Origin of the sequence: Aeromonas sp. D3, from assembly GCF_027705025.1 — a bacterium.
In the GTDB taxonomy this organism is placed as follows: domain Bacteria; phylum Pseudomonadota; class Gammaproteobacteria; order Enterobacterales; family Aeromonadaceae; genus Aeromonas; species Aeromonas salmonicida.
On the sequence record NZ_JAPDBE010000019.1, the window covers coordinates 64,036 to 86,966 of the forward strand.

At 59.5% G+C, this 22,931-nt stretch carries 17 protein-coding genes; 9 read left to right on the top strand and 8 right to left on the bottom strand.

The window, feature by feature from the left end; all coding sequences use genetic code 11:
* Positions 1-152: 152 nt before the first annotated feature.
* The gene (locus OKC28_RS12735; RefSeq protein WP_111587439.1) at positions 153-1,292 is read left to right on the top strand and encodes a GGDEF domain-containing protein; all 1,140 of its coding nucleotides are present in this window, start codon (positions 153-155) and stop codon (positions 1,290-1,292) included.
* A 30-nt stretch (positions 1,293-1,322) separates the two neighbouring features.
* On the opposite strand, the gene OKC28_RS12740 is transcribed toward OKC28_RS12735, so the two are convergent.
* The gene (locus OKC28_RS12740; protein WP_005316818.1) at positions 1,323-1,571 is read right to left on the bottom strand and encodes a YciN family protein; all 249 of its coding nucleotides are present in this window, start codon (positions 1,569-1,571) and stop codon (positions 1,323-1,325) included.
* Between the two features lie 144 nt (positions 1,572-1,715).
* Complete coding sequence (locus OKC28_RS12745; RefSeq protein ID WP_270689513.1) at positions 1,716-3,095, bottom strand: MATE family efflux transporter; 1,380 nt, start codon at positions 3,093-3,095, stop codon at positions 1,716-1,718.
* Positions 3,096-3,215: 120 nt separating this feature from the next.
* Between OKC28_RS12745 and OKC28_RS12750 the strand changes: the two genes are divergently transcribed.
* Together OKC28_RS12750 and OKC28_RS12755 are read left to right on the top strand one after the other, a co-directional pair.
* Positions 3,216-4,073: a helix-turn-helix transcriptional regulator gene (locus OKC28_RS12750; protein WP_059167880.1), complete on the top strand. Its 858-nt coding sequence runs from the start codon at positions 3,216-3,218 to the stop codon at positions 4,071-4,073.
* A 68-nt stretch (positions 4,074-4,141) separates the two neighbouring features.
* Positions 4,142-5,836: an NAD-dependent malic enzyme gene (locus OKC28_RS12755; RefSeq protein WP_058393415.1), complete on the top strand. Its 1,695-nt coding sequence runs from the start codon at positions 4,142-4,144 to the stop codon at positions 5,834-5,836.
* An 84-nt stretch (positions 5,837-5,920) separates the two neighbouring features.
* Here OKC28_RS12755 and OKC28_RS12760 read toward each other — a convergent pair whose 3' ends face one another.
* From OKC28_RS12760 to OKC28_RS12775, 4 genes are all read right to left on the bottom strand, one after another.
* On the bottom strand, positions 5,921-6,979 hold the full coding sequence (locus OKC28_RS12760; RefSeq protein WP_270689516.1) for an OmpA family protein: 1,059 nt from the start codon (positions 6,977-6,979) through the stop codon (positions 5,921-5,923).
* A 209-nt stretch (positions 6,980-7,188) separates the two neighbouring features.
* Positions 7,189-8,196, bottom strand: a complete 1,008-nt coding sequence (ompAII, locus tag OKC28_RS12765) for a porin OmpAII (RefSeq protein WP_270689518.1) — start codon at positions 8,194-8,196, stop codon at positions 7,189-7,191.
* A 430-nt stretch (positions 8,197-8,626) separates the two neighbouring features.
* A complete protein-coding gene (ompAI, locus tag OKC28_RS12770; protein WP_270689520.1) occupies positions 8,627-9,646 on the bottom strand; it encodes a porin OmpAI in 1,020 nt (339 codons plus the stop codon).
* A 308-nt stretch (positions 9,647-9,954) separates the two neighbouring features.
* Positions 9,955-10,551 carry a hypothetical protein gene (locus OKC28_RS12775; protein WP_059111568.1) on the bottom strand — a complete coding sequence of 199 codons (597 nt, stop codon included), beginning with the start codon at positions 10,549-10,551 and terminating at the stop codon, positions 9,955-9,957.
* Positions 10,552-10,810: 259 nt separating this feature from the next.
* Here OKC28_RS12775 and OKC28_RS12780 point away from each other — a divergent pair, with 259 nt between their 5' ends.
* Both OKC28_RS12780 and OKC28_RS12785 read left to right on the top strand, forming a co-directional pair.
* The gene (locus OKC28_RS12780; RefSeq protein ID WP_005298604.1) at positions 10,811-11,077 is read left to right on the top strand and encodes a helix-turn-helix domain-containing protein; all 267 of its coding nucleotides are present in this window, start codon (positions 10,811-10,813) and stop codon (positions 11,075-11,077) included.
* Between the two features lie 204 nt (positions 11,078-11,281).
* A complete protein-coding gene (locus OKC28_RS12785) occupies positions 11,282-12,643 on the top strand; it encodes a sodium-dependent transporter (RefSeq protein ID WP_270689523.1) in 1,362 nt (453 codons plus the stop codon).
* A gap of 76 nt (positions 12,644-12,719) precedes the next feature.
* Here OKC28_RS12785 and rssA read toward each other — a convergent pair whose 3' ends face one another.
* A complete protein-coding gene (gene rssA / locus OKC28_RS12790; RefSeq protein ID WP_011898481.1) occupies positions 12,720-13,586 on the bottom strand; it encodes a patatin-like phospholipase RssA in 867 nt (288 codons plus the stop codon).
* Positions 13,587-13,619: 33 nt separating this feature from the next.
* On the bottom strand, positions 13,620-15,245 hold the full coding sequence (locus tag OKC28_RS12795) for a sensor domain-containing diguanylate cyclase (protein ID WP_270689526.1): 1,626 nt from the start codon (positions 15,243-15,245) through the stop codon (positions 13,620-13,622).
* 209 nt (positions 15,246-15,454) lie between these two features.
* Here OKC28_RS12795 and OKC28_RS12800 point away from each other — a divergent pair, with 209 nt between their 5' ends.
* From OKC28_RS12800 to OKC28_RS12815, 4 genes are all read left to right on the top strand, one after another.
* Complete coding sequence (locus tag OKC28_RS12800; RefSeq protein ID WP_270689528.1) at positions 15,455-16,504, top strand: efflux RND transporter periplasmic adaptor subunit; 1,050 nt, start codon at positions 15,455-15,457, stop codon at positions 16,502-16,504.
* Positions 16,504-19,623: an efflux RND transporter permease subunit gene (locus OKC28_RS12805; protein WP_270689530.1), complete on the top strand. Its 3,120-nt coding sequence runs from the start codon at positions 16,504-16,506 to the stop codon at positions 19,621-19,623. Before OKC28_RS12800 ends, OKC28_RS12805 begins: the two co-directional genes overlap by 1 nt.
* Positions 19,624-19,717: 94 nt before the next feature.
* Positions 19,718-20,089, top strand: coding sequence for a hypothetical protein (locus OKC28_RS12810; protein WP_021138812.1), 372 nt, complete (start codon positions 19,718-19,720; stop codon positions 20,087-20,089).
* Positions 20,090-20,227: 138 nt separating this feature from the next.
* Positions 20,228-22,549 carry a YgiQ family radical SAM protein gene (locus tag OKC28_RS12815; RefSeq protein ID WP_270689532.1) on the top strand — a complete coding sequence of 774 codons (2,322 nt, stop codon included), beginning with the start codon at positions 20,228-20,230 and terminating at the stop codon, positions 22,547-22,549.
* The last annotated feature ends 382 nt before the right edge of the window (positions 22,550-22,931 follow it).

Genomic DNA, 22,931 nt, shown 5'->3' on the forward strand with positions numbered 1-22,931 from the left:
GTTTATTTTTTCATGGGTTGAAACGTTTGCGCATGGCGTTTATGATCCGCCAGTTTGTGTGATGGCGCTCGCCCTGAAATGGCGTATGTTACATAGGATTTTGTACTTTCACGGCGTAGAATGAGCCCTCTCTCGTGATTTGGAGGCTCTGGATGCTGAAGCTGTCGGAGTTCTGGAGTGCCCGTGCCCACTCCGAAGATTTTACCCTGACCCGCATGGGCTTTATGACGGTGCGTCTGCGTCTGCTCACCTGTTTACTGATGGTGGGGTTGCCCGCCTGGGCATTGGTGGACTGGCTGACCCTGCCCGCCGCCCAGTTTGATGCGCTGCTTCAGGCCCGGATTTTCTGCCTGCTGGCCCTCTCTCCGCTCATTCCCTTCTCCTATCTCATCCATTTCCAGCGCGAGCGCATGAAGTGGGCGCTGGGCTATCTGATGACGGTGATGCTGCTGTTTGCCCTCATCTGCCTGCACAGCTTTGGCGCGGATCAGGAGCTGCAAGCGGGCTACATGGCCTTTCCCTATCTGCTCATCAGCCTGTTTGCCATCTTCCCCATTCCGCTCTCCCTCAGTTTGCAGCTGACAGGGGGCATTATGGTGACCACCCTGGTGGGGAACTGGCTGCTGGTGGGGCAGCCGCTGTGGAGCATGCAGACTCTCAATCAGATCTGGTTGCTGGGGTTGTTTGCCCTGGCCAGCGCCTGGGTGCAGTGTGGCCAGCTCAATATGTTGCTGCAACTCTACCGGGAGTCCACCACGGACGAACTGACCGGCATGATGAACCGCCGCCTGCTGATGAAGCAGCTCGACAAAGCCAGGGTGACCATGGATCTCAAGCACTCCCCCTTTGCCGTCATGCTGCTGGATCTGGACAGGTTCAAGCGCATCAATGACACCTTCGGCCATCTGGCGGGGGATGCGGTACTGAAAGAGGTGGCGGCGACCCTGGCAGAACAGCTGGAGCCCGGCATGGTGCTGGGCCGCTATGGTGGCGAGGAGTTTGCCATCCTGTTGCCCCGTTGCGGCGAGCTGGCCCAGGCGAAGCGGGTGGCGGAGCGGCTGCGAGTGGCGGTAGAGGCGCGACTGGTGAAGAGCCCCACCTCGGATGAGCTGCTGGAGGTAACGGTGAGTATCGGTCTGACCCTGGCCCAGCGCGGCGAGAGTGTCGAAGATCTGCTCAATCGGGCTGACGAATGCCTCTACATGGCCAAGATGGCGGGGCGCAACTGCGTGGTCGGGGAGCTGGCGGGTGAGCCTGGTCTGAACCCGCCCGCAAAGACAGATGCCGCCTGAGGGCGGCATCTTGCTGGCAGCCTGGTTATCTCAGCTCAGCTGATATTTGCCAGAGAGCTGCTGGGCAAGCAGCTTGAACATGTTGAACACCGCCATTGTCTTGCCGGTTGGAGTGCCATCTTCGGCCAGGAAGAATTCCCCCTTGAACACCAGAATATCCCCTTTCTGTTCCACCGAATCGGCGCGCATGCCGTGGATGAAGTCTTCGTGGCTCTTGATGATGCCGTTGGCCATCTCCAGCAGGGCAGTCTCGGTGATCAGCTCTTTTTGTGGTTGCATGCTCGTCTCCTTAAACGACTACTGGACAGGGCATTGCACCACTTCACACAGTGGCGCCCTGTCTCTGATTGAAGAGGTGGAAAGCATACTGCAAACAGGGTTTTTCTGTCATTGATATGACCCCGTGTTTTGCCCCTTCCCGCTTTACCCCAGCACCAGATTTCTGAGCCAGTGACGCTGGCGGATCCTGCGCAGTACCAGCAATACCTTGCACAGCTCCTCCAGCAGCACCACGGCCACCACCCAGGAGAGGGGCCAGCCGAGCAGGCTGACAGCCACCCAGGCCAGCGGCAGGCCGATGCACCACATGGCGATGATGTCGATGAAGATGCTGTAGTTCACATCGCCGCCTGAGCGCAGCACGCCTACGATGCCCACCATGTTGAACACCTTGAGCAGCATGCCCAGACACATGACGGCGAGCACCTGACTCGCCTCTCCCATCAGGGAGCCCGGCAGGTTGCCGACCCATTGCAGCAGATTGGTTTGCAGCAGCCAGACAGCTATCCCCACCAACAGAGCACCTATGGGGGCCAGCAGCAGGAACAGCTGGGAGTGCTGCCAGGCGGCTTCGTACTCTTCCGCCCCGAGCCGGTGACCGAGCAGGGTAGAGCAGGCCACCGCCAGCCCGAAGAAGAGGGAGATGAGGATGCTCTCCAGCGTCCCCAGCGTGGTCATGATGGCGAGCGAATCCGTGCCAAGATGAGCATAGAGAAAGCCGTAGATCAGCATGCCGAAGGCCCAGAGCCCGTCGTGGAACAGCAGTGGCAGGGCGATCAGGGTGAAGCGCACCACCTCCTTGCGCCGAAAGGCGGCCCGCCAGTCGGTTTTACGCGGGATCAGGCGGGGCTCCTGGCGCATCAGATAGAAGAGCAGCAGTGCTGTCTGCAGCAGGCGTGAAATCGTGGTGCCCCAGGCAGAGCCTGCCACGCCCATGGCCTCGAAGCCAAAATGGCCGAAGATGAGGGCATAGTTGAGGATGACATTGGCAATGATGGCCATGATGCCGATCCGGGTCGGGGCGGCGGCGTTGCCCACGGATCGCAGGGCCGCCTCCAGCGGCACTACGATGGCGGTACAGAGGATGGTGGCGCCAGTGATCATCAGGAACCCATCGGCCAGCAGGCGCAGCTCGGGGTCCTGGCTGGCAAAGCCCAGTACGCAGCCCGGCGCGAGTACATAGATGAGCGCAAACGGCAGGCTCACCAGCAGGGCACCGACCAGCGCCAGCGCCAGGGAGCGGCGCACCCCGGCCAGCTCGCCGCGACCGTAATATTGGGCTGCCAATACAGAGACTCCCCCCGAGAGCCCCGCTATCACCAGCAGATTGAAGAAGAAGACCCGGTTACCCAAGCCGACCGCCGCCACTGCCGTGGTGCCAAGCTGGCTCACCATCATGATGTCGATGAGACCCAGCAGGGAGAACATCATGGACTGCAGTGACACTGGCAGGGCCAGTCGCCACAGTCGGGCCATGAAGTCGCGATCGGTGGTTTGTTTTAAAATCGCTTGCCAATAATTCATTTATGTTAACCGGGTATGTGAAAAGCAAGGTTTGTCATGGGTATGATAGGAGCTGGTGAGAGAGGGTTCACTGTGAGCATCTCTCGGCTTTCTTGTGCAAAACTATCTTGTTGAGGCGTTATGGCATTTGTCAGCGAGTGTCTGGAAATTGCCCCCGGTTGCGAGGAGCGGATGCTGGGGCGCGAAGGGCTGCCCCTGCTCGGTGAGGCGGGGATCTTCCTCAGCGGTCTCTCCCGGCTCAGGGATCACTACCTCATTCGCCGCAACCGGCCCGAGTTCCACATCCTGATGGTGAGCCACGACGAGGGAGGCGCCCTGCTCACCGACGCGGGGGAGCAAGCCATTCCGGCCGGGTCGCTGATTTTCCTGCCCGCCGCCGTGCCCGGTGGCCTCAAGCTGATTGGGGAGCGCTGGCAGATCAGCTGGATTTTGCTCGATGACGTGCCGCGCTGGCAGCACCTGCATCGGCTTGGTCACCGTATCTGGCAAGGGGATGAGGGGGAGCAGCTCTACCATCTGCTCAGTCTGATGCAGGGAGAGGGAGTCCGTTCACCCCTGCAACCCCAGTTGCTTAGCCTGTTGTTGGCGCTGCTGGAACGCACTCTGCAAGGGGAGGTACGCGGCACCCCCGAGCTGAGGTTGCAGGCGCTGTTTCGCCGGGTGGAGGCGCGCCTTGACGAGCCCTGGAGCGTGGCCTTGCTCGCTGGCCAGATGGCCTGCTCTGTGCCCCATCTACATCGCCTCTGCCAGCAGGTGTTCGGCATGGGGCCCATGGCCTGGCTTACCCGATTGCGAATGAACAAGGCGCGCCAGTTGTTGCTCTACACCAACTGGCCCCTTGCCGAGCTGGCCAGCCGGGTCGGTTACAGCGATGGCGCCAACTTTGCGAACCGCTTTCGCCAGCTGACTGGTCAGACCCCCGGTGCCTTTCGCCGCCTGGGTCGCAAACCTTTTGCAACGAATGTGCAAACTCTTTGAAATTCGTGGCGCAAGCTCATAGGATCGGCAGGTTCCTTCGTCCAGGCCATCGTTTAGGTACCAGAAACATGTTTGAAGATAATAATCAGAAACGTCCCCTCTACATCCCCTATGCCGGTCCCGCCCTGCTGGAGACACCGCTGCTCAACAAGGGCAGCGCCTTCACCAGCGAGGAGCGCAGCAGCTTCAATCTGGAAGGGCTGTTGCCCCAGAATATCGAGACCATCGAAGAGCAGGCCGAGCGTGCCTACCGCCAGTTCATGGCGTTTGGCAATGATTTGGACAAGCACATCTATCTGCGTAACATCCAGGACACCAACGAGACGCTCTTTTACCGTCTGTTGCACAACCACCTGACCGAGATGCTGCCCGTCATCTACACCCCGACCGTGGGCAAGGCGTGCGAGGAGTTCTCCAACATCTATCGCCGTGCCCGCGGTCTCTTCATCTCCTATCCGGACAAGGACAGGATCGATGACATGCTGCAAAACGCCACCAAGCAGAACGTCAAGGTGATAGTGGTCACCGATGGCGAGCGGATCCTGGGTCTGGGGGATCAGGGGATTGGCGGCATGGGCATTCCCATCGGCAAGCTGTCGCTCTACACCGCCTGTGGCGGCATTTCGCCTGCTTACTGCCTGCCTGTGGTGCTGGACGTGGGTACCAACAACCAGCAGCTGCTCAGCGACCCCTTCTACATGGGCTGGCGCAATCCGCGCATCTCGGGGGAAGAGTATGCCGAGTTCGTCGATGCCTTCATCCAGGCGGTCAAGCGTCGCTGGCCCGATATCCTGCTGCAATTCGAGGACTTCGCCCAGAACAACGCCATGCCGCTGCTCAACCGCTACAAGAACGAGCTCTGCTGCTTCAACGACGATATTCAGGGCACGGCCGCCGTGACGCTCGGCAGCCTGATCGCCGCCTGCAAGGCCTCCGGTGCCAAGCTCTCCGAGAAGCGGGTCGCCTTCCTCGGTGCGGGCAGTGCAGGTTGCGGCATCGCCGAGCAGATAGTGGCGCAGATGAAGGCCGAAGGGCTGACCGACGCCCAGGCCCGTGGCCGGGTCTTCATGGTGGATCGTTTTGGTCTCATTACCGACAAGATCCCCAACCAGCTCGATTTCCAGCGCCGCCTCTCCCAGCCGGTGGATCGCATCGCTGACTGGCCGGTGGGGGACAACATCTCCCTGCTGGAGGTGATGGAGCATGGTCGTCCGGATATCCTGATCGGGGTTTCCGGTCAGCCGGGCCTGTTCACCGAAGAGGTGGTCAAGACGATGCACAAACACTGCACCCGTCCCATCATATTCCCGCTCTCCAACCCCACCTCTCGAGTGGAAGCGACGCCGGCGGACCTCATTCGCTGGACCGACGGTCAGGCGCTGGTCGCCACCGGCAGCCCGTTCGCCCCCGTGGAGTACAAGGGCAAGCGTTACGTCATCGCCCAGTGCAACAACTCCTTCATCTTCCCGGGGATAGGCCTTGGCGTCATCGCCTCCGGTGCCACCCGGGTGACCGATGCCATGCTGATGTCGGCCAGCCGCGCCTTGGCGGAGTGCTCGCCGCTGGTGAAGGGGGCTGAAGGTTCCTTGCTGCCGGATCTGGCAGACATCCATCAGGTCTCCCGCTACATCGCCAAGATGGTGGCCAAAACCGCCATGCTGCAGGGCAAGGCGGTACAGACCCCGGACGAGGTGATCGATCAGGCCATCGAAGCGAACTTCTGGCGACCCGAGTACCGGCGCTATCGCCGTACCTCCTTCTGACCCTCTCGCTGCGTGCAACAAGCGAAAATGCAAAAGGGATGCTTCGGCATCCCTTTTTTGTGCACGGCTGACGAGTCTGGCCTGTTACATCTCGGCTTCTGCCACCGGTGCTTCGGGAGTACCTTGCACCCCTGTCACCCTGACTTCGACCCGGCGATCCGGCCCAAGGCAATCGATGAGGGCTGCTCTGGCCTTGATGGCATCACACTGGCTGCCGGTGACCGGATTGCTCTCGCCATTGCCCTGGATGCTCACCTTGTCGGCGGGCAAACCTTTGCCGATCAGGAAGTTGGCCACAGTGCTTGCCCGGGCTTCTGACAGCGCCAGATTGTTGATATCCGAGCCGATGCGATCCGTGTAACCCATCACAAGGGCACTGCCATCTTTGGGCTGAACATCCACTATCTGCTGGTAGAGTGCCTCCAGTGCCTGCATCCCTTCCGGTTTCAGCTCTGCCTTGCCGAACGCGAACAGTACATCCGAGCTCAGGTTGAAGGTCTGATCCACAGGTTCCGGGGCGGGGGGAGGCGGTGGTGGAACCAGGACGGGGGCGGGAGCTGGTGCGACCGTCTTGCTGCGGTTGGGATGGATCACCAGCTCCAGCGTGGCGGTGCTGATGTTGCTCACCCAGCGCTGGGTGCCGCTGCCTACCTTGTCGTTGTCCGAGTCATCACCGACCCGGACCAGATAGCGGTAGCGCGCCTGGATATCGACCCAGTCGTGCAGTTTGGCCGTCAGCCCAAGGCCAGCCAGCGGAGCCAGGTTGTCATCACCACCGTTGATGGATTTGACGTGGTAAAGGTAACCGCCACCCTCGGCAAACACCGAGAAGACGTCACCCAGTGGCAGCCTGCCTATCACAGACAGGGTGGCCCCCTGGCTGCTGAAGTCGGTGCCTTGCACATCCCAGTCACCGGTCGACAGATAGCCGAGCTCTGCCCCCAGATTTTCGGTGAAGTTGTAGCCGCCAAACAAGGTGAGCGCTGTGGCGTCCTTGCTCGCATCCTTGCCAAAATCACCCAGATCGTGGGCGATGGCCCAGCCTCCACCAGCCCCGACGTACCAGTCATTGACCGGTGCCGCCAGCGCCCCCGTGCTCGCCAGTGCCAAAGCAATCCAAACAGGTTTCAGTTTTATGTTCATCGCGTATCCTCGTCGATGCATGGTGTCGTAGGGCTCCTGCCCTGTTATGTACAACCACCACTATTTATAGGCGATAAAGGGTGTTTGACCATGTTGGACGGTAAGGATGGGGAGAGGATCACGAAATGACGCCGGGATGGGGCTGAATGCAGTAAAAACACAATAAAAAAGGAGGCCGGACGGCCTCCTTCATATGCCTTGAGGGCTTGTTACTGAGTCACTTCCTGAATGCCGGTGACGCGCACTTCAACACGACGATCCGGCGCCAGGCAGGCGATCAGCTGAGCCTTGGCCTTGATGCCGTCACACTGGGTGCCGGTGACGGGCTCGGCCTTACCACGGCCATCGATGGATACCTTGCCAGCTGGCAGACCCTTGCCGACCAGGAAGTCCGCCACAGTGCGGGCACGAGCTTCTGACAGCTTCAGGTTGTAGCCGTCAGAGCCGATGCGGTCGGTGTAACCGACGACCACGGCGCTGCCATCTTTGGGCTGCACGTCGACGATTTGCTGATACAGAGTGTTCAGCGATGCAACCCCTTCCGGCTTCAGAGTGGATTTGCCAAAGGCAAACAGCACATCCGAGCTCAGGGAGAAGCTCTTGTCGACCACGACAGGCTCAGGTACCGGCTCGGGCGCTGGCGCAGCGACAGGGGCCACATAGGAGGTGCGATTCGGGTGCATCACCAGTTCCAGGGTGGCCACACTCATGTCGGTTTCCCAGGTCTTCTGCTCATCACCCAGGTTCCACATGTAGCGATAGCGGGCTTGTACGTCGATGAGGTCGGAAAGCTTGGCAGTCAGACCAACACCCGCCAGCGGCGCTGTGCCGTTGTCGCTGTTGCCGTTGCCGTTGCCGTTGACGTGGTTGAAGTAGGCACCGCCTTCTGCAAACACGGAGAAGATGTCGCCGAGGGGCAGACGGGCAAGGCCGGACAGGGTGGCACCCTGGGTCTTGAAGTCGACACCGTCGACACCCGCTTTACCGGTATAGAGATAACCCAGCTCGGCAGCGTAGTAATCATTGAAGTTGTAGCCACCAAACAGGGAGAGCGCAGTGGCGTCCTTGTCGGCGTCTTTGCCAAAGTCGTTCAGGTCGTGGCCATAAGCCCAACCTGCACCGATACCTGTGTACCAATCGTCGGCTGCCTGAGCGGTAGAAGTTCCCATGGCCGCGATGGCCAGAGCAATCAGGGCGGGTGCCATTTTCATTTTCATCGTTTTATCCTCGTTGAGTTTGCCGTGCTAGGGCGTACTGCGCACTCTTCAGTTATACCGGTCGCAAGTGACATTTCAGCGGCGACCTCCGTGGCTGACCACGGGTGGTACGAAGTAAAAAATGGATGGTTCCTGGATACTCATGAAGCCTTGGCTTCATGGACAACTAACCGGGCAAGAAGCACTTTTAATAGTTCATCCAATGCCTTACAAGCGGGGTTACTGTATTCCTTTGACTCGGGTTGATCAAGTTTCTGTACAGATATCCAGCGCTGGTGCGGGGTTGCACGAACAGGCGGGCAATGTGATGGGGAAAACGGTTTGACAGAAGGTGACGCGAATTGCTGCGTTCTTAATCAGGCTGCGGAAAGTGGATAGACAAAGGGGATGCCGTGGCATCCCCTTTTCGCATTATCTGAACGGTGTCAGATTATTGCTGAACTACTTGTACACCGGATACGCGGATTTCAACGCGACGGTCCGGGGCCAAGCAGGAGATCAGCTGAGCTTTGGCTTTCACGCCATCACACTTGTTGCCGGTGACCGGGTTGGCTTCGCCACGACCTTCAACAGCAACTTTGCTGGCAGCCATACCTTTGCTGACCAGGAAGTTGGCAACGGTACGGGCACGGGCTTCAGACAGCTTCTGGTTGTAAGCGTCGGAACCGATGCGGTCGGTGTAACCAACAACAACGGCGCTGCCGTCTTTCGGCTGGAAGTCAACGATCTGCTGGTACAGGGAGTTGAGTGCTTCGATGCCTTCTGCCTTCAGGCTGTCTTTGCCAAAGGCAAACAGCACGTCGGAGTTCAGGGCAAAGTTCTTCTCAACAACCTGCGGAGCAGGAGCCGGCGCTTCTTCAACAACCGGTGCCGGAGCAGGAGCTACGTAGGAAGAGCGGAACGGGTGGTAAACGGCTTCCAGGGTCGTAACGCTCTGGTTGGACTTGTAGCGTACATTGTCGGCGTGCAGATCAGCCACGTCCCACATGTAGCGGTAGCGAGCTTGCAGATCCAGCGCGTCGTTTACCTGGTAGGTCACGCCCAGGCCGGCCAGCGGGGATACTTTGGTATCGCTGGTGCCCATGCCGTCGGTGTGAGCCCAGTAGGCACCGCCTTCAGCGAAGGCAGAGAAGTCGCCGCCCAGCGGCAGACGAGCGATACCGGACAAGGTTGCGCCCTGGTTCTCGTAACGGTTGCCATCGGTGTTACCACGGCCGGCGTACTGGTAGCCCAGCTCGGAACCGAAGTACTCGTTGAAGTTGTAACCTACGAAGGCGTTGGCCGCCGCAGCGTTTTCTTCACCATTTTTCACGCCTTCGATCTTGTTCAGACCGTTGAAGTGAGCAGCACCAGCACCGGCACCGAAGTAGATATCATCAGCGGCGTGAGCTGCAGTTGCACCCATGGCAGCCATGGCGATGGCGATCAGGGAAGGAGCCATTTTCATCATAAAAAAATCCTCGTTGAGATGGCACGTTGGTTACGTGCTTCGCACTTTTTAATTTATGTAAGCTGCAGGCTCTGCCGAACAACAGTGTTGAAGCGGGCAGGGATCCCGGTTCCATCCGAGAGGCACTCATTCCTGGTGCACAAGCGAGCGGTTGGCATCATATGGGATGCAATCAACCCTTCACGAACAGCCAATGTCATTCCGATGACGAGGCGCACTCTATGCCGATTTCAAAACATGATCAAGCTCACAAATAGCCCATATGGCAAATTGTGTCGTGTGGATAACTGGCTGTTTATCCAAATTAATTAGTGATCCAAATAGGCTCTGTGCAGCTTCTTTTCGAGTTTCATATAGGACTGAACCCAGTCAGATTGCGCCATGGCGGGACATTCGCGCGCCTGGAACACCGCCAGATAGTCGGCTTCGGTTGCTTTGCACAGCAAGGGAGTAAAGCTGAGCAGGAAATGACGAGCCAGATAGGGGTCGAGAGGCCAGATATTGAGGATGGCCCGAGCTACGGGCTGCACCGCGGCTGAACAGCGAAAGTGCAGGTGACCCGACTCCAGCCATTGCCCCATTTCGGCGAGCCCGGAGGCGGGCACCAGGCCTCCATCTCCCGGCACCTTGGCAAGGGCGATGCGGTTGCCGTTGCCAAGCAGCAGAGTGTGCGCTTCTTGCACCATGCCATCGTGACTGCGCAGGGGGAGGTCCGCAACGGGCTGCTCAAGAAACAGACTGCATTTGTCATCGAGCGCAGTCAAAACCGCTGCCGCCTGTTCATGCATGCTGGCGGGTAACCAGAAGGCTTCGGCGCGTGTCTGCTGGCCTTGCATCAACTGGCGGGTGAGAGCTTCAGGATCTGAAACTGGATGTAAACAGGAGATTATGCCGGGAAGCGCCATGAGTTCTTACTCTTTAGGGATAGCTGGCGGATTATACGAGTTATTCTGGCGGCAACAATAAAGGTTTCTTTTCGAGACTGTTTACCTGAGGCGGTTGAGCGATTACCATCCCCGAGGTTTACAAGGGTTGTCGTCGAAAGACGCTGATTAAAGATAGAGGCTCGACCATAACGAGTCCGTTCAAAACTGATACACTTGACTACGAGTCGTCGCGAAAAATAAAGGTGGAGTCAATCCGCCGTACGGAGTATGGAACAATATGAATTCAAATATCGTAACTGTTGGCAAGAAGATCCGTCAGATCCGTGAAGCGGTCGGTTTGAGCCGTCCTAAATTTGCCGATCTGCTGGGCGTTCCCCCCACCACCCTGAAGAACTATGAACTGGGTTATCGTGAAGTAGGTGGCGCCTTCCTGGTGGCACTGGCTCATCACCCGGAACTGCACAAGTTCACCCTCTGGCTGCTGGCTGACAAAAAAGTCGCCGAAATCGGCCAGATCGGTCCGGACGATATTGCCAAGGCTTGATTTAATTGGGCTTTGACAAAAATGCCGCCATTGAGGCGGCATTTTTTTATCCATCAAATAATGACATCAATTAATTAAATTTGGCTCATTGTGCTCTCGTCCGGGATTTTAACGAAAATATCTTGGCAAGCCGGATTAATCCTCAGAAAATTCTGACCCTGAAATTAGGGGTATCCCTTGCATGATGCGCACAGTGAGACAAGCATGAGTCAAATCCTTCCCAAGGCCAGAGATGGCTTTACCAGCAAATTCGGTGTCCTTGCCGCTACTTTGGGCTCTGCCGTCGGGCTAGGCAATATCTGGAAATTTCCCTACCTGACTGGTGAAAACGGCGGCGCCAGCTTCCTGCTGGTGTATGTCATTGCCACCCTGCTGGTGGGTCTGCCGGTGATGATTTCCGAGATCATGCTGGGTCGCAAGGGCAAAGCCGATGCGGTGACGACCTTGAGCAAGCTGGCACCCAAGGGCCAGCCCTGGTGGCTGATTGCCCTGATGGGGGTGGTTGCGGCCTTCCTCATCATGTCTTTCTATTCCGAGGTCGCGGCCTGGGTGTTTGCCTATATCTTCAAGGCGGCCAGCGGCGAGATACTGTCGACGGATCCTGCGGTCACGGGGGCAGCCTTCAATGCGCTTATCACCAATCCGCTACAGAGTCTGCTCTGGCAGTGGCTGGTGCTGGTGCTGATGGGGGGCATACTGCTGATGGGGGTCTCCAGAGGGATCGAGGCTGTTACCAAGAAGCTGATGCCCGTGCTCTTCATCCTGCTGCTGGTGATCGGCATTCGCAGTCTGACCCTGCCAGGGGCGAGTCAGGGGCTGCATTTTCTGTTCTCGCCGGACTTTTCCAAGATCACCGCCGGTGTGGTGCTGACCGCCATGGGGCTGGCGTTTTTCAAGCTTTCCATCGGCATGGGCTGCATGATGACCTATGGCAGCTATTTTCGGGATGATCAGAACATACCGCTGACTACCTTCCGGGTGATGTGCGCCGATCTGTTCGTCTCCATGCTGGCGGGGATCGCCATCTTCCCGGCTGTGTTTGCGTTCGGTTTCGAGCCAACGGCGGGTCCCTCCCTGCTGTTCATCACGATTCCGGCCGTGTTCGCCAGCATACCCTTCGGTCACCTGTTCATGGTGCTGTTCTTCGTGCTTTCCGCCATTGCGGCCACGGGCGCCATGCTCTCCATTCTGGAAGTCCCTGTTTCCGTGGTATCCGAGCGTTTTCACATGAGCCGTCCCAAGGCGACCCTGCTCAACTTGCTGGTGCTGGGGGCCGTCGGGTCGACCTGCGCGCTCTCCAACAGCTCACTGGCAGAGGTGCAGATCGCCGGCAAGACCTTCTTCGATCTGTTCGACTTCGTCTCATCCAATGTGTTGATGCCCCTTGGCGGTATCTTCCTCTGCCTGTTCGTGGGCTGGGTATGGGGTTTCGAGCGGATGAAGGCGGCGTTGACCAACGACGGCGAACTGGAGCTGGCCATCCTCAAGCCGCTGTTTTTCATCATCCGTTATGTGTCACCGCTGCTGATCCTGATCGTGATGTTAAAGGGGCTGGGGCTGTTCTGATGGCTTGCCGCCGCAAGAAAGCAAAAGAGCGCCGTGGGCGCTCTTTTTTATGGGCTCGTCAGGTTGGCACCTGGCGTCAAATCAAGCCGAGACGGGAAAGCTCATCCTTGAGCTGCTCCATGTTGCGTTCGACACAGGCTTCCCCTTCGTTGATGGCATCGGAGGCCCGGTGGAAGTCCATGATGGAGAAGCTGCCAAGGCGCGGGCAGAGCTGGATTTCGGGCGGATCCCCCGCCATACGGGCGCGGGTGATGCGTTCCTGCATTATGTTGATGGAACCCGTCATCACGCTCCACATCCCAGGGGTATTGGGGCCATCGCCCCGGTTCAGCCACTGACTGAAGCGGTTGCCGGTGACGGGCTCATCCGGTTCATCTGTCCAGGGCTGGTGCATGTCGGCGTTGAGGTTGACGGCGATCACTACCTCGGCCCCCATGGCGCGGGCCAGCGAAATGGGCACGGGATTGACCACGGCGCCATCTACCAGCCAGCGATCCTCGACCAGGGTGGGGGTGAGTATGCCAGGCATGCCGCAGGAGGCGCGTACACACTGGCGCAGCGGCCCCTCTTTCAGCCAGATCTCGCGGCCGGTATCGAGCTCGGTGGCAACGCAGGCGAAGGGAAGGGGCAGGCTCTCGATGACGGGGTCGCCCAGGTGATTGGCGGCGATGCCAAACACCTTTTCCCCGCGAAACAGCCCGCCGGAGAGGGCGGGGTCGAGCAGGCTGACCACCTGCAACCGGCTGAAGCCGCGCACCCAGGACTCCAGCTTGTCCAGCTCGCCAGCAGCATAGGCGGCACCGACAAAGCTGCCGATGGAGCAACCTGCCACCAGATCCGGCTTGACGCCCAGGCGCTCCAGCGCCCGTATGATGCCGATATGGGCCCATCCTCGGGCAGCACCACTGCCCAGAGCCAATCCCACGCGGGGTTTTCGTGACACTTTGTCTCTCCTGAGGTGAGTGAGGCTCCCAGCTTACCCCGTGTTTTTGGCGCCGTCATCCTGCCAGCCTTCGCTTCGATTGCGTCCATTGGCTTTGGCTTGATAGAGGGCGAGATCCGCCCGGTGGATAGCCTCCTTCAGTGGAGTCCCGGCACGGCAATGGTGATAGCCCAGGCTGATGGTGACCGCAAGATCTGGCGCTATCTCCTCCCATGGATGTTCTGCTATCTGCAGGCGCAGCCGCTCGGCCAGTTGTTCGAGGGGCTCGCGCCCTCTGGCGAGCAGCAGAAGTTCGAGGGGCTCGCGCCCTCTGGCGAGCAGCAGAAGTTCGAGGGGCTCGCGCCCTCTGGCGAGCAGCAGAAATTCCTCGCCACCCCAGCGGATCAGGGCATCCTCTTTCTTCAGCAGAGGCTGGCAGAGTGTGACCAGCCGGATCAGCACCTGATCGCCAACCTCGTGACCGAAGCGGTCGTTGACCTGTTTGAAGTGATCGCAATCGAACATGACCACTCCGACTTCACGGGCTTTGGCTCGCAGATGAAGGCGCTCGAATTCATCGAAATAGTGGCGATTGTAGGTGCCGGTCAGGGCATCGTGACTGGATAAATAGTCGAGCTGCCGGTTCAGACGACGGGCCTTGAGGCTGGAAAGCGCCGCCCACATCATGAAGAGGATGGTGATCAGGGAAGGGAGTGAATGCCAGAACAGGGCCTGGGTGAGTGCGGTCAGCGGGATACGGTGGATCAGGGTGAGTTGCGTATCAGGAATAGTCTGGACCAGTTGGAGGGCTCCTTGCCGCCACTGGTAACCATGCCTGTCAGTCTGGAACTTTGGGACAAAGTCGGCCCCCTGCGCGCTGCTGGCCAAGATCTGCTGGTATTGGTTGACCAAAAACAGGCTGCCAATGGCGGGGGTGGACTCATGCAGCAGCCGATCGAGTCGCGTGAGCAGCACATCTATACTGATGACCCCCACCAGCGTTTGATCCTTCACTATGGGTTGTGACAGAGAAATCATCTGCCCCATACCGGCAAAATCTTCGTAGGGGCGCGATACGATGGCGCGCTGGCTGGGGTTTTGCTGTTTCAGGGCATCCTGCCAGTAAGATTTCAGATAGATGGCGCGATGAAAGCGAAACTCGCTGGAGGGGATCCAGGGGTAGAGATAGATAAAGTCATCTACCCCGGTGAAATAGACCCAGGCGACCTTGTCCCCCAGCAGCTTGCTGGCGGTGGAGAGCAGGGGTGACAGACTGAGCGCCAGATGCAGTCTGGCTTCTCGCTCGCTGCCCGGGGCGGGCAGTCGGCCCAGTCCGGTCAGATTGCCGCTGAGCCCGGCGGGCAGGTTGGCGGGAACCTTGTCCAACGAGAATCCCAGCTCGGGATCTGTGTGCAGGGCTTGATAAAGCTGGCGAGTCAGCGCCGATTGCGGATTGCTGCGCAGCCGCTCCTCGGCCTGGCCACGCATGGCCTCGAGCACGGTTTCCATCTGCTGGAATTGGGATCGCAAACGGGCCGCGATGTTGAGGGTATCGCGCTCGTTGAGTTCGGTGACCTGTTTCAGAGTCTGATGGAAGGTGAGGGCAAGCAGCAGTATGACGAGGGAGCCCAGCAGCCATTGCAGGCGGTGTGTGACGATATGGATGCGTTTCTCTGGCATAGGCGGCCTGGCCTGATCTGGACTGGTTCGGTTCATCAGTTTAGGGCAGAACCATCAAGAACGTCTCCTGTGGCGACGATTTCGGTGATCTTCCACCGCTTCTGTTACGTTTTGTCACATTTATACATAGTCACGGCATAGTCAGGGGGTAACATGATGCCCATCATTGATAAAGTGCCTCCTTTTTCCCTAATTTCATGGATTGCTTGATGAAAATGCGTATGTGGCTGTCGATCGCCTGTCTCTCCCTGCTGATGCTGGGTGTCTGGTATTACCGTAACGGTGAAGCCGTCAGCAAACCCCAGACCAAGCAGGTCAATATCAGGGCGCAAACGGTCAAGCAGAGTCTGGCTGAACCCTCCATCAAGCTGGTGAGCAAGCTGGCCGCCAATCGCTCCGTGGTGATAAGCCCCGAGGTGACAGGGCGTATCGTCAAGATAGCGGTGCGCTCCGGTCAGCAGGTCAAGCAGGGCGATACCCTGATTGCGCTGGATGCGGGCAAGCAGCAGGCGGAGCTCGCCGAGCAGAGTGCCAGTGCGCGCGATGAGGCTCGCAAGCTGCGGGACATGCGCCGGCTGGTGGCGCGCGGCGCCGTGACCCAGTCAGAGCTGGAAGGGCAGGAGGCCACAGTGGCGCAAGTCCAGGCAAGGGTGGATGCGGCACGTTACGAGCTCTCCTTGCGCACCCTGCAAGCGCCGTTTGACGGCTCCGTCAGCCTCATCGACTTGAGTGAAGGGGCCCTGGTGAACAGTGGTGACACCCTGCTCCATCTCGATGAGCTTGCCAGGCTGCGGCTCGATCTGGCGGTGCCCGAGCGTTACCTCTCCCTGCTGCGCCCCGGCATGGCGGTGACCGCCACCAGCTCGGCCTGGCCGGAGCAATCGTTTCATGGCGTGCTGGAGACCCTCGACAGCCGGGTGTCCAACGATACCCAGAACATCAAGGCCCGTGTCATCATTCCCAATCCTGACGGTCAGCTGCGGCCCGGCATGCTGCTCAATGTGGAGCTCTCCCTGCCGCCCCAGAAGATGACCCTGATCCCCGCCCAGTCGGTGGAGTACGCCGGTGAACAGCGCTTCGTCTATCGCCTCGAGCCCGATGGTCGGGTCAAGCGGGTGGCCGTGGTGCTGGGGGATACCCATGGTGAAGAGGTGTGGGTCACCGAGGGCTTGAAGGTCGGCGATCGCATAGTGGTAGAGGGGCTGGTCAATCTGCGTGACGGCATCAGTGTGCACGATCTGGCGGAGGTCAAAGGCTGATGTGGCTCTCCGATGTATCTGTTCGTCGCCCCTTGGTGGCTGTGGTATTGAGTGCCCTCTTGACCGTGTTCGGTCTGGTGGCTTTCAGCAAATTGACGGTGCGCGAGATGCCGGATGTGCAGACGCCATCCGTCTCCATCACCACCATGTACGAGGGGGCGGCCCCCGCCGTCATGGAGAGCCAGGTCACCAAGCCCATCGAGGATCAGCTCTCCGGCATCAGCGGCATCAAAAACATCAACTCGGTGACCCGCAAGGGGCGCTCCGTCATCACGGTGGAGTTCAAGCTCGGCTGGAACATGGTGGAGGGCACCTCGGATGTGCGCGATGCCCTCTCCCGTGCCCGGCCCAGGTTGCCGGACGACGTGGATGAACCCATGGTCACCAAGGACAACGGTAACGGCGATGTTGCTGTCTGGTTGAACTTCAGCAGCACCCAGATGGACCGTACCGCCATGACCGACTACGCCAACCGCGTGCTGGTCGACCCCTTGAGTCTGGTGGACGGGGTGAGCGAGGTGGCCCTCTCCGGCGATCTGACCCAGGTGATGTACGTGCGGCTGCGCCCGGCGGACATGGCAGCCCGTGGCATCACGGTGGCGGACGTGCAGGATGCCCTCAAGCGGGAGAATATCGAGCTGCCGGGCGGCGAAATTCGCAACAACAGCATGACGATGGCGGTGCAGATTGCCCGCCTCTACCACACAGCTGCCGATTTCCAGGCCTTGCAGGTGCGCAGTGCCGACAACGGTCAGAGCATCTATCTGGCGGACATCGCCGATGTGGAGGTGGGCGCCAAGAATGAAGACAGCGCCTATCAGCGCAATGGTCGCGAGAGTTTGGGGATCGGCATAGTCGCCCAGTCCACCGCCAACCCCCTGGCGGTGGCCCAGGGCATCGAGCTGAAGGTCGCCGAGATGCAGCGCTTCCTGCCGGAAGGGGCCAAGCTCGAGGTCGACTATGACTCCACCATCTTCATCAAGCAGGCCATCGACGAGGTGTACGAGACGCTGGCCATCAGCGCCGTGCTGGTGGTGGCCGTGCTCTATCTGTTTCTGGGGCAGGGGCGTACCACACTGATCCCGGCCATTACGGTCCCTGTGTCGCTGATCTCCGCCTTTATAGGTGCCTGGTATCTCGGTTTTTCCATCAACCTCATTACCCTGCTGGCACTGATCCTCGCCATCGGTCTGGTGGTGGATGACGCCATAGTGGTGGTGGAGAACATTCACCACCACCTGCAACGGGGTGAGCCACCGCTGATGGCGGCCTGGCACGGCACCCGCGAGGTGGGTTTTGCCGTGGTGGCGACCACGGCCGTGCTGGTGATGGTGTTTGTGCCCATCGCCTTCATGGATGGCATGGTGGGGCGGCTCTTTACCGAGTTCGCCATCCTGCTCTCCCTGGCGGTGCTCTTCTCCTCCCTAGTGGCACTGACCCTGACGCCGGCCATGGGCTCCTGGCTGATGCGCTCCGTCGACAAACCCAATGTGCTGACGGCGGCGCTCGATCGCGGCCTCGGTTGGGTAGAAAAACACTACCGACGCCTGCTTGGCTGGGTGCTGCGTCGTTCGGCCTGGACGCCGCTGGTGCTCTTGCTCTGCCTTGGCGGCATCGGTGCCCTGTTTGGCCAGTTGCCCACCAGCCTGACCCCTACCGAAGACAGGGGCGTGCTCTATGTGTTCGTGAAGGGGGCCGAGGGCACCAGCATAGAGCGGATGAAGCGCAACATGCAGCAGGTGGAGGCCGCCATCATGCCGCTGCTGGGCAAGGGAGTGGTGCAGGCCATGAGCTTCAGCACCCCGGCCTTTGGCCGTGGCGGCGATCAGACCGGGATGGCGATCATTCAGCTCACCGACTGGGCCGAGCGGGACGAAACTGCCACCCAGTTTGCCCAGTCTCTGAGTGGACGACTGGCGGGGATCCCAGATGTGATGATCCGCACCTTCCAGCCGGGCTTTCGGGGCGGCTCCACCGCTGCCGTCCAGTTCGTGCTGCAGGGCTCCGACTATGCCGAGCTCTACCAGCAAGGGCTGGCGTTGAAAGAGGCGGCGGCCCAGAGCAGCCTGATGTCGATGCCGGATCTCGACTACGCCGAGAAGACCCCCGAGCTGCAAGTGACCATAGAGCGGGACAGGGCCAGCCAGCTCGGCATTCCAGTGTCGACCGTGGCCAGCTCGCTGCAGGCCCTGCTCGGCGGCGTGAGCCAGACCACCTATGTGGACAGGGGCGAGGAGTACGACGTCTATCTGCGCGCCAATCAGCACGACTTCAACGGCGTGTCCGATCTCAGCCGTATCTATCTCAAGGCTGCCAGTGGCGAGATGGTGAGTCTCTCCACCCTGGCCACCGTCAAACAGGTGGCGAGCCCGCAGCGGCTCAACCATTACCAGCGGCAAAAAGCGGTGACCCTCACCGCCGATCTGGCGCCGGATCGCACCCTGGGGGAGGCGCTGGACTTCCTCGATGGCTGGGCCAATGCCAATCTGCCGAGCGGCATGACGGTGGATTACGCCGGTGAGTCCAAGGATTATCGCGACAACCAGGGCGAGATGGTAATGGTGTTCGGTCTGGCCCTGCTGGTGGTCTATCTGGTGCTGGTGGCCCAGTTCGAGAGCATGCTGACCCCGGCTGTGGTGATGGTGACGGTTCCCCTTGGCATCTTCGGTGGTCTGCTCGGCCTCTGGCTGACGGGACAGGAGCTGAGCATCTACAGCCAGATCGGGATGATCATGCTGATCGGCATGGTGACCAAGAACGGCATCTTGATCGTAGAGTTCATCAACCAGCTGCGTCAGCGTGGGGAAGCGTTCGATGAGGCCATCATTGCCGGCTCGGTGCGCCGCCTGCGGCCCATTCTGATGACGTCGCTGACCGCCATCATAGGGGCAGTGCCGCTGATGCTCTCCATGGGGGCAGGTTACGAGAGCCGGATGGCGGTGGGCACAGTGGTCTTCTTCGGGTTGTCTCTCGCGACCCTGGTGACTCTGCTGATGGTGCCTGCCATCTATCATCTGCTGGCCAAACGGGCGGGCATGACAGGGGCGCGGGATCTGCTGGTGGACGAGGCGCTGGCAGCCGAGTTGGCGGTGAAAGCCGAGGATAAACCGGCGGCCTGATACCTACACCCATATAGGTGCAAGCCGCAGAAAGCGGATGGCATCACGGCAGTCGGCGGTTAATATGTAGCCAGTTTTAACCTTGAGGTGAGCTATGTTGCCATCTGCTATCTATGAGCCGCTGCCTTTTGCCTATATGGGCAGCGGTTTGCTGTTGCTGGGGGTTGCCGAGCAACCGGGTCTGCTGCTGGCCGGACTGGCGTTTTATCTGGCCGGTTCCCTGGCCTGGTTCAGGCGCAGTGCCCATAGACGCATCGACAAGCCACTCCCTGCCCGCAAGCAGGGCTGGCCGCTCTGGCTCTACGAGATCCGTCCGTTCGCGCTGATCCTGCTGGGTTTGCTGATGCTGCGTCTGGCCACTCACCCCATCTTCCTGGCGCCAGCCCTGGTCTGGTGTCTGCTCGGTGGTTATCAGCTGCTGCAGCGCCACTACAGCCGCATAGTGCTGGCCCGCGTCCTGGCCTGATCCCGTTCAACCCCGCGTTATTGAGGCGAGCCAGTCACTGGCTCACCTTTCCCCCTTGCTCTGTAGGGGTAAAAAGCCATCGCTCCCGCTCTGCTCTGCCGGTATAATGCGCGACCCGAATTGTTCCAGGTGTTCAAAATGCAGCCGGTTACCCACCTTTTCTCCTATCCCCGCTACTGGGCCGAGTGCTACGGCACTGCGCCCTTCCTGCCCATGTCCCGCGCGGAGATGGACAAGCTCGGCTGGGACAGCTGTGACATAGTCCTGGTGACCGGTGACGCTTATGTGGATCACCCGAGTTTCGGCATGGCGGTGATCGGCCGCATGCTGGAATCCCAGGGCTTTCGGGTCGGCATCATTGCCCAGCCGGACTGGTCATCGAAAGATGACTTCATGCGTCTGGGCAAACCCAACCTCTTCTACGGGGTGACCGCGGGCAACATGGACTCCATGATCAACCGCTACACCTCCGACAAGAAGCTGCGCCACGATGATGCCTACACACCGGGAGACATAGGCGGCAAGCGGCCCGACCGCGCCACCCTGGTCTATACCCAGCGCTGTAAAGAAGCTTTCAAAGAGGTGCCGGTAGTCATAGGTGGCATAGAGGCGTCGCTGCGCCGCATAGCCCACTACGACTACTGGTCCGAGACCATACGTCGCTCCATCCTGCTCGATGCCAAGGCCGACATCCTCATTTATGGCAACGCCGAGCGCCCGCTCATCGAGGTGGCGCACCGCATCGCCAATGGCGAAACCATCGACACCATGCAGGACATTCGCGGCACAGCTGTGATCCGCAAGGAGCCGCTGCCCGAGTGGCGCGGGGTGGATTCGAGCAAGCTGGATCAGATCGGCCGCATCGACCCCATCATGAACCCCTATATGGAAGGGGCGCCCTGCAGTGACGACGAGGGTACGGCGCCGGTGGAGCAAGAAGCCAAGCCGGTGCTGGTGCAGCCAGCTAAGCAAAGGCCCTGGGAGAAAACCTATGTGAAGCTGCCGGCGTTCGAGCGGGTGAAGGAAGACAAGGTGCTCTACGCCCACGCGTCCCGCATCCTGCACCACGAGACCAACCCGGGCTGTGCCCGTGCGCTCTCCCAGGCCCACGGCGATCGCATCGTCTGGGTCAACCCGCCCGCCTTCCCGCTGGAAACCGACGAGATGGACGGCGTGTTCGGCCTGCCGTACCAGCGGGTGCCGCACCCGGCCTATGGCAAGGAGAAGATCCCTGCCTACGAGATGATCAAGACCTCGGTCAACATCATGCGTGGTTGCTTTGGCGGCTGCTCCTTCTGCTCCATCACAGAGCACGAGGGGCGCATCATCCAGAGCCGCTCGGAAGAGTCGATCATCAAAGAAATCGAAGAGATCCGCGACAAGGTGCCGGGCTTTACCGGCGTCATCTCGGATCTGGGCGGCCCCACCGCCAACATGTACAAGCTGCGCTGCAAGAGCCCCAGGGCCGAGCAGACCTGCCGCCGCGCCTCCTGCGTCTGGCCGACCATATGCCCGCACATGGATACCGACCATACCCCGACCATCAACCTCTATCGCAAGGCGCGGGATGTGAAGGGGATCAAGAAGATACTGATCGCTTCCGGGGTGCGCTACGACATAGCGGTGGAAGATCCACGTTATATCAAGGAGCTGGCCAAGTACCACGTCGGCGGCTACCTCAAGATTGCCCCCGAGCACACCGAGGAGGGCCCGCTCTCCAAGATGATGAAGCCGGGCATGGGCAGCTACTACAGCTTCAAGGAGCTGTTCGACAAGTATTCCAAAGAGGCGGGCAAGCAGCAGTACCTGATCCCCTACTTCATCTCGGCCCACCCGGGCACCACGGATGAAGACATGGTGAACATGGCGCTCTGGGTCAAGACCAACAACTTCAAGCTGGATCAGGTGCAGAACTTCTACCCGTCGCCGCTCGCCAACGCCACCACCATGTATTACACCGAGAAAAACCCGCTCAACAAAGTGAGCCGCCAGGGCGGGGACGTGTTCGTGGTGAAAGGGGAACGCCGTCGCCGCCTGCACAAGGCGTTGCTGCGCTATCACGATCCGGCCGGCTGGCCCATGATCCGCGAAGCCCTGCTGGAAATGGGCAAGGGCCACCTCATCGGTAACGGCCCCAACTGCCTGGTGCCACCGGAAGGGCGCGGCGAAGCCAAGGCCGAGCGCAGCATCAACAAGGGGCTGAAACCGGCTCTGACCCGCCACAGCAATATCGTTCATCAGCGGGGTAATGGGGCTGGTAACAAGGCTGCCCGCAGCGAGGCTGCTAATGGTAAACAGGGCGCAGGTCAGAGTGCTGGTAAGAGCAAACCTGCCGGAAAACCCGCCCACAAGGGTAAAACTCCGACCCGTGCAGGCTCTGCCAAGCCGGGCACCAAACCCGCTACTCAAGGTGGCAAGCCTGCAGCCAAAGGGAATGGTGCCAAGCGACCGGCGCGGTGAGTTTTCCTGATTGAAAAGCGATAGAAATAAAAAAGGCGACCGGATGGTCGCCTTTTTTGTTAAAGTAGATCCAGTGAATTACTGTTTAATAAATTCTCTTATTTCATTAAAGTGAATTTTTTCATTGCCGGCTAATGTGGTTTTTCCTAAAAGGATATTTTTAATTAGATCATGAAGGAGTCCTTTCCCATCCTTTGCATAGTCCAACATAGAACTAATATATTCTCTATTATATTGATGATTTTTTATGGACGAATGGTACCAAGAAATTGCTTGTTTTATGTGTATAGCATTTGAGTAATCTTCTAGGGAAGGTGCGAACAAGTCCCTGATATGAGATCATGTTTGTCATCTGGAGCCATGGAACAGGGTTCATCATGAG